The sequence below is a fragment of the Vibrio sp. PSi01 genome (assembly GCF_054960695.1).
In genome coordinates this window covers 1-7524 of record NZ_JBHNYN010000035.1, presented here as the reverse complement: position 1 = coordinate 7524, position 7524 = coordinate 1, and the positions used below count along the sequence as shown (strand labels likewise).

The window sequence follows — 7524 nt, the reverse complement described above, 5'->3', positions numbered from 1 at the left end:
TCTATTCTTACTCGAAAGTAAAAAGTAATTCTAAAGCTATTACCATTCCAACAGAATGGTAATGAATTGACTGTGCCAAAATTAAGTAAACTTAATTTTGTATTGGTCACTCAGTTCATTGAAATCATTGTGTTACCGAAGTAACTGTCATTACGCTCTTTTGAAAAAGAACCAATAACGTTTTGATATTCATCAACGAGTGCCCACACAGATTGATAGGTTTAAATTGTTAAAGAGCTTTACTTCTTAAGCGTTCCTTTAAGTAAGGAGCCTCTCGAAGTGGACGGCCATTCTAGCGAATTGGATTCCAGTGTCAAACACTTTTTCTCGCTAATTTTTCAAAGCATCTTAAATGCTTAATGGCGTCTCGTTACTTAGTTCAAACCGCTTGGTTATCCTTGGCAACGGAGGCGCATTATAGAGAGAATAATCCTTTGCACAAGGGCAAAAATGAAAAAAAACCGTCGCAAGCGACCGTTCGGACACTATTCACACAAAGCGTTCAAAATAGGTACAATTAAACCTTAATTTCGGCTAATCGTACCTATTATTCATAGTTTGATTATTGATGAGCAATAATTCGGTCATTATTCACTAATAGCTGCACTTTCTTATCAGGATTGATTTTTCCCGCCAATATCGCTTTCGCTAACGGATTCTCGACACTCTGTTGAATCGCTCTTTTCAATGGTCGTGCGCCATACACTGGGTCGAAACCAACCTGAGAAATCAACTTAAGTGCTTTGTCGGATACTTCAAGTTCATAACCATTTTCTTCCATTCGCTTTTTAAGATGTTCAAGCTGAATAGAGGCTATGGACTGAATGTGATCTTGGCCTAGAGGATGGAACACAACACTTTCATCAACACGGTTCAAAAACTCAGGACGGAAATGCTTACTGACCACTTCCATCACCTCATTCTTGATTCCTTGATAATCAAGTGTATTGAAGTTTTCTTGAATTCTCGAAGAGCCTAGATTAGATGTCATGATCACGACCGTATTTCTAAAATCTACCGTACGACCTTGTCCATCAGTTAATCGTCCATCATCGAGAACCTGTAATAAGATATTGAAAACATCCGGATGTGCTTTCTCAACTTCATCCAACAAAATCACTGAGTAAGGTTTACGGCGTACAGCTTCTGTTAAATAGCCACCTTCTTCATATCCAACATAGCCCGGAGGAGCGCCAACTAAACGAGCAACAGAGTGTTTCTCCATAAACTCAGACATATCGATACGCACCATGGCATCGTCACTATCAAACATAAAGTTAGCGAGTGTTTTGCAAAGTTCGGTTTTACCTACGCCAGTAGGGCCAAGAAATAAGAAAGAGCCAATCGGCTTGTTTGGGTCTGATAAACCAGCACGGCTACGACGAATCGCATTCGATACCACTTCAACCGCCTCTGCTTGACCAATAACGCGCTTGTGCAGAACACCTTCCATTTTAAGAAGCTTCTCTTTCTCAGCTTCTAGCATTTTAGAAACAGGGATGCCCGTTTGCTTCGATAGAACATCTGCTATTTCTGCATCGGTGACTTTGTTACGTAATAACGTCATTTCTTGCATTTCAGCTTGAGTCGCAAGATCTAACTGCTTCTCCAACTCTGGAATTCGACCATATTGAAGCTCTGACATTCGGTTAAGATCACCAGCTCGTCTTGCAAAGTCCATATCCATTCGAGCTTGTTCTAATTCCGATTTGATATGTTGCGTTCCAGACAAAGCCGCTTTTTCTGCATTCCACACTTCTTCAAGTTCCGCGAAGTCTCGTTCTTTATCGGAAAGCTCAGATTGCAATGTACGAAGACGCTTTTCACTGGCTTCGTCATTTTCGTTAGTTAACGCTTGCTGCTCGATCTTCAGTTGGATTATCTTGCGTTCTAATTTGTCCAATGACTCAGGCTTTGAGTCTATTTGCATACGAATGCTCGAAGCAGCCTCATCAATCAAATCAATAGCCTTATCTGGTAACTGACGATCTGAAACGTACCGATGAGATAATGTTGCCGCAGCCACAATAGCTGGATCGGTAATTTCTACATGGTGATGAAGTTCATAGCGTTCTTTTAAACCGCGGAGAATAGCAACGGTATCTTCTACGGTTGGTTCATCGACTATCACCTTTTGGAATCGACGCTCTAAAGCAGGATCTTTCTCAATATATTGACGATATTCATCAAGAGTTGTTGCTCCGACACAGTGCAACTCACCGCGAGCCAATGCTGGTTTCAGCATATTACCGGCATCCATAGAGCCTTCGCCTTTACCCGCACCTACCATAGTATGAATTTCATCAATGAAGAGGATGATGTTTCCTTCTTCTTTAGATAATTCGTTGAGAACTGATTTCAAACGCTCTTCGAATTCACCACGATATTTAGCGCCCGCAATCAAAGAACCCATATCTAACGACAGCACGCGACGGCCTCTTAAACCTTCAGGTACTTCGTTATTAATAATGCGTTGCGCCAAGCCTTCAACAATTGCGGTTTTACCAACACCAGGTTCACCGATAATAACTGGATTGTTTTTGGTTCGACGCTGAAGAACTTGGATGGTGCGACGAATTTCATCATCTCGACCAATCACAGGGTCAAGCTTGCCTTGCTCTGCTCTTTCAGTCAGATCAATGGTGAACTTCTCGAGTGCTTGACGTCGATCTTCTGCATTCGGGTCATCGACTTTCTGCCCACCGCGAACTTGTTCGATAGCTTGAGATAATTTTTTTTCTGTAAGACCTAGCTCTTTAAGCAAGTTACCTAAAGGTCCTTTATCTTCAATAGCTGCAAGTAAGAAGACTTCTGAGGATATATAACTGTCTTGACGCTTTTGCGCCACCTTGTCACATAGGTTGAACAACGTACCCATCGCACTAGAAAGCTGAACGTCACCACCGATACCACTTACTTTCGGTACACGGTCTAACATTTCACTCAATTTAGAACGAAGTTGAACCACATCAATATTCAACATAGTAAGCAATGGACGAATTGCACTACCATCTTGATTAAGCAACGACACCATTAGGTGTACTGGTTCTATATATTGGTGATCACGACCTAATGCGAGCGACTGAGCATCAGATATCGCAATTTGGAATTTACTAGTGAATCGATCGAGACGCATGCCAACCTTCCTACTCTTAGATATGTTTATCTTATGTTTAGAAGATGGATACGGTAACGAAGATTTTCAAGGGATAAAAATGAAGAATAGAGCTTATATGGAAATATAAATGAGCTCGATGGGTAATTACATTAATTAGAAGTTACTCTAACCAAATAAAGGTAGCCTGACGCCCAGTAATGCCATCACGACGATAAGAATAGAAAGCATCGGAATCAGTATAAGTACATAAATTCGAATCTGTCACCGAAGTAACGCCAACCTTATTGAGTCGTTGGGTTGCTAGCTGAGACATGTTTGCTAACCACTTGCCCGGTTCGGATTTGGCTTTAAATGCTAACTTCGCTTGAGCGTCAAAACGAACAAAAGCGTCCAACACATCGTTGCCAACCTCAAATGCCTCTTTACCAATTGCAGGGCCAAGCCAAGCAATAATCTGGTTATCTGAATCTAGGTTTGAAAACTTTGCGACGGCATTTTCAAGAATACCACCAGCAAGACCACGCCAACCTGCATGAACTGCAGCAACTTGAGTACCTTTGGTATCGGTAAGGATGACCGGTAAACAATCGGCTGTCATCGCAGAACACACAACACCCTTTGCAGTGGTAAATGTACCATCCGCATCAAGCACATTCACCGCAGGTTCTAAAACCGTAACAACATCAGTTGAGTGAGTTTGATTTAGCCATACCGGAGCCGTGGGCATCTTAGATTGTTGCTTTAGCCATGTTCGGTTACTTTCAACAAGTAAAGCATCATCCCCAACGTGCATACCAAGGTTTAACCCTTGATAAGCACCTGTAGAACAACCATCAAAACGAGTCGAAGCAAATGCTTTTACGTTTTGTGGTGCATTCCAGTCAGGGATGATCATTGACACGATTAAATGTCGTCTTCTATGTTTTCGCGAGCATCAACACGCAATGCTTCAGCCATCACAACCATGTCATTTGGCACAGGTGCATGGAACTCAACTTCTTCACCAGTAATCGGGTGAACAAACTTCAGCATAACCGCGTGTAGTGCTTGGCGATCAAAAGAACGAATCATTGTCGTTAGTTCTTTAGATGCACCTTTTGGAATACGTGCACGACCACCGTACGCGATATCACCTAACAGCGGATGCTGAAGATATGACATGTGAACACGGATTTGGTGAGTACGACCGGTTTCTAGACGCAGACGAATACGAGTATGTTCGCGGAAATGCTCAGCAACACGGTAGTGAGTTACCGCAGGCTTACCCAATTCATTGACGTCCATTAACGTACGCTTCGTTGCATGACGGCTAATGCCTTTCTCTACTACACCGCCCGCAGTCATTTTACCAATAGCAATTGCTTCATATTCACGAGTAATACGACGCTTGGCAAGAGCTCGTACAAGGCGAGTTTGAGCTGGAACCGTTTTAGCCACAACCATAAGACCAGTTGTGTCTTTATCAAGACGGTGCACAATACCAGCACGAGGTACTTCGGCAATCTGAGGGTAATGGAAAAGCAATGCGTTTAGTATGGTTCCATCCGGCGTACCTGCGCCTGGGTGTACAACCAGGTCACGAGGTTTATTGATAACCAATAAATCATCATCTTCATAGACAATGTCTAACGGAATATCTTGTGCTTCCCAGCGTTCTTCATCCGCAAGCTCCGCTTGTAAGATGATCGCTTCACCGCCCAAAACTGTAGTGCGCGGTTTAGTGATAACTTCGCCATCCACTTGGATTTTGCCGTCAAGAAGCCACTCTTTAATACGAGAGCGAGAAAAATCAGTAAATAGTTCAGCGACAGCTTGGTCTAAACGTTGACCTAACTGGCTGCTTTTTACTGTGTCTGTTAATGTTATCTGCTGAGCCATATCGAACTTTTTTAAAAACCGTGAGACTAATACCCATTAGTATGGATAAAATAGAATAATTGCATCATTGTATCTGTTACTGGTTAGAAAGTAACGGAAGCTTACGAAATATTTAATTCAAGGAATCGACGCCTGACATGAAACACCTTACTTTATCGGGTCTATTAGCCGTATCACTCTTAGTTGGCTGTTCAAGTAGTGAAGAAATAGTACCGGATGTACCGCCATCGGTTCTTTACTCTGACGCTCAACAATCACTGCAGAGTGGTAGTTGGCTTTCAGCAATCGAAAAGCTAGAAGCCTTAGACTCTCGTTACCCATTCGGCGCCTATTCAGAACAAGTACAACTGGATCTAATTTACGCGTACTACAAAAATGATGACTTGGCACTTGGCCTTGCCACTATTTCGCGATTCTTACGTTTGAACCCAACCCATGAGAAACAAGACTGGGTACTGTACATGCGTGGCTTAACGCACATGGCTCAAGATAGAAACTTCATGCACGATATTTTTAATATCGACCGAAGTGACCGAGATCCAGAACCCGTGAAGCTTGCTTTTGCTGACTTCAAGCGACTGCTCGAACGCTTCCCTAGCAGCCCTTATGCCGAAGACTCACAAAAACGCATGTTCGCACTTAAAAACCGCCTAGCAGAGTATGACTTAGCAACGGCTGACTTTTACCTACGACGTGAAGCTTGGATTGCTGCAGTGAACCGTACACAAGAACTACAAAAAACCTACCCTGATACCATTGCGGCTCGTAAATCTTTAGACATACAGTTAGAAGCCTACAAAAAACTAGGTCTGGAAGATGCGGTAGCAAGAACAGAGCAGTTAATTGAGCTAAACCCACTACCTTAATCAACTACTTACATATCAATATAAAAAAGCGCGCTAATTTATTAGCGCGCTTTTTTTTAACCACATTTCGTAAACTTGATGAATCGCATAATACACGGTATCTTCAATAAATAACTTTTAACAAATCATCAACATGGAGTGTGGATGTGAGTAGGTTGTTATTATTTATTGGGATCATGCTATTTAGCCAAATTTCCCACTCATTGGAGTTATCCCCATTAAGCAATAAGCCTTACATGGGCGACTTGGATGTACTTAAAACCAAAGGAATGGTTAGAGTACTCGTGTCGGCCGATCTTGGATTTTATTACATAGAAGATGGCAAACCAAAGGGTATAGTGGCAGAGATGCTCTATCACTTTGAGAAAAATCTTCGTAAGAAACACCCTTACCTCAATGTTCAAATCATCCCCATACAAAGAGATGACCTACTCCCCTCGTTGCAATCTGGTTATGGCGATATCGCCGTAGCAAACCTAACGGTCACCGATAAACGCTTACAAGCCATCGATTTTTCAGACCCAATGATAACAAGTGTCAAAGAACTCATTATCACTGGGAAAAAGTCTCCCCCTATTACCGATATCAAACAACTAAGCGACAAAGAGGTGTGGATTCGTGCAAGCTCAAGTTATTTCGAGAGTGTGCAGAGAGTGAACAAAGAACTCAACAGATTAGATTTATCCCCACTTCACGTCCACTTTGTCGAAGAATCATTACAAGACTACGAACTGATCGAGTTAGTTAACCAAGGTTATATACAAGGCACGATACTCGATAGTCACAAAGCAAAACTATGGACTGACGTAATGGAAAATATTCAAGTCCATACCGACTTGCCTTTACGAGAAAATGGTCGCATTGCTTGGGCATTAAGAAAAGACAGTCCAATTTTAAAGAAAGAGATCAATAAATACGTTAAAACCTCTCGCAGCGGCACCTTACTCGGCAACGTGATATATCAAAAGTATATCGATAATACTCGCTGGCTAGGCCGAGCTCTCAATCCTAACAAAGTCGACAAAGTGGCTAAACTCGCTGATGTGTTTGAAAAATACTCAAGCAAGTATGAATTTGACCCTTTAATGATGTCAGCTCAAGGCTTTCAAGAATCAGGACTTGATCAGAGCAGGGTTTCTCACCGAGGTGCAATTGGCGTAATGCAGGTACTCCCGAGTACTGCTAGAGACAAAAACGTCAATATTAAAAACATTCACAAAGTGGATAACAATATCCACGCGGGCGTGAAATACATGCGTTTTATCAAAGATCGGTATTTTGATGACCCGGCAATATCTCCTGATAACCAAATCTACTTTACGTTGGCATCTTACAACGCCGGACCCGCTAAAATTAGAAAGATGAGAGCTATAGCCAAGGAAAAAGGTTATAACCCCAACATCTGGTTCAAGAATGTAGAAATCATCACGCGTAAGTATGTGAGTAAAGAACCCGTTACTTACGTCACTAATATCAACCGCTACTTCGTTATTTACAAACAATTACAGGCAATTAATACCATCCGAGAGAACGGTACAGCGAGATTACTACAAACCAGCGATTAACGTACAAACTCAAAAAGTCATATTGAGTCCATACGAAACTTTCCGATTGCGAAATCGCGAAGCAACGAAAAACTAAAAAGCCCGCACAAGGAAACCG

At 42.1% G+C, this 7524-nt stretch carries 5 protein-coding genes; 2 read left to right on the top strand and 3 right to left on the bottom strand.

The window, feature by feature from the left end:
* Positions 1-562: 562 nt before the first annotated feature.
* The 3 genes from clpB to rluD all read right to left on the bottom strand — a co-directional run bounded on the left by clpB (position 563) and on the right by rluD (position 4996).
* The gene (gene clpB / locus ACFI6G_RS21985) at positions 563-3136 is read right to left on the bottom strand and encodes an ATP-dependent chaperone ClpB (RefSeq protein ID WP_010434880.1); all 2574 of its coding nucleotides are present in this window, start codon (positions 3134-3136) and stop codon (positions 563-565) included.
* A 142-nt stretch (positions 3137-3278) separates the two neighbouring features.
* Positions 3279-4013, bottom strand: a complete 735-nt coding sequence (pgeF, locus tag ACFI6G_RS21980) for a peptidoglycan editing factor PgeF (protein ID WP_010434878.1) — start codon at positions 4011-4013, stop codon at positions 3279-3281.
* A gap of 8 nt (positions 4014-4021) precedes the next feature.
* Positions 4022-4996 carry a 23S rRNA pseudouridine(1911/1915/1917) synthase RluD gene (gene rluD / locus ACFI6G_RS21975; protein WP_016792263.1) on the bottom strand — a complete coding sequence of 325 codons (975 nt, stop codon included), beginning with the start codon at positions 4994-4996 and terminating at the stop codon, positions 4022-4024.
* A gap of 137 nt (positions 4997-5133) precedes the next feature.
* Here rluD and ACFI6G_RS21970 point away from each other — a divergent pair, with 137 nt between their 5' ends.
* Positions 5134-5862, top strand: coding sequence for an outer membrane protein assembly factor BamD (locus ACFI6G_RS21970; RefSeq protein ID WP_010434874.1), 729 nt, complete (start codon positions 5134-5136; stop codon positions 5860-5862).
* Positions 5863-6002: 140 nt separating this feature from the next.
* The gene (locus ACFI6G_RS21965) at positions 6003-7427 is read left to right on the top strand and encodes an MltF family protein (RefSeq protein WP_315897589.1); all 1425 of its coding nucleotides are present in this window, start codon (positions 6003-6005) and stop codon (positions 7425-7427) included.
* Positions 7428-7524: the final 97 nt, after the last annotated feature.

Excerpts from the sequence above, each read along its gene's own strand:
- clpB (WP_010434880.1), bottom strand. The coding sequence starts at position 3,136 with ATGCGTCTCGATCGATTCACTAGTAAATTCCAAATTGCGATATCTGAT.
- pgeF (WP_010434878.1), bottom strand. The coding sequence starts at position 4,013 with ATGATCATCCCTGACTGGAATGCACCACAAAACGTAAAAGCATTTGCT.
- rluD (WP_016792263.1), bottom strand. The coding sequence starts at position 4,996 with ATGGCTCAGCAGATAACATTAACAGACACAGTAAAAAGCAGCCAGTTA.
- ACFI6G_RS21970 (WP_010434874.1), top strand. The coding sequence starts at position 5,134 with ATGAAACACCTTACTTTATCGGGTCTATTAGCCGTATCACTCTTAGTT.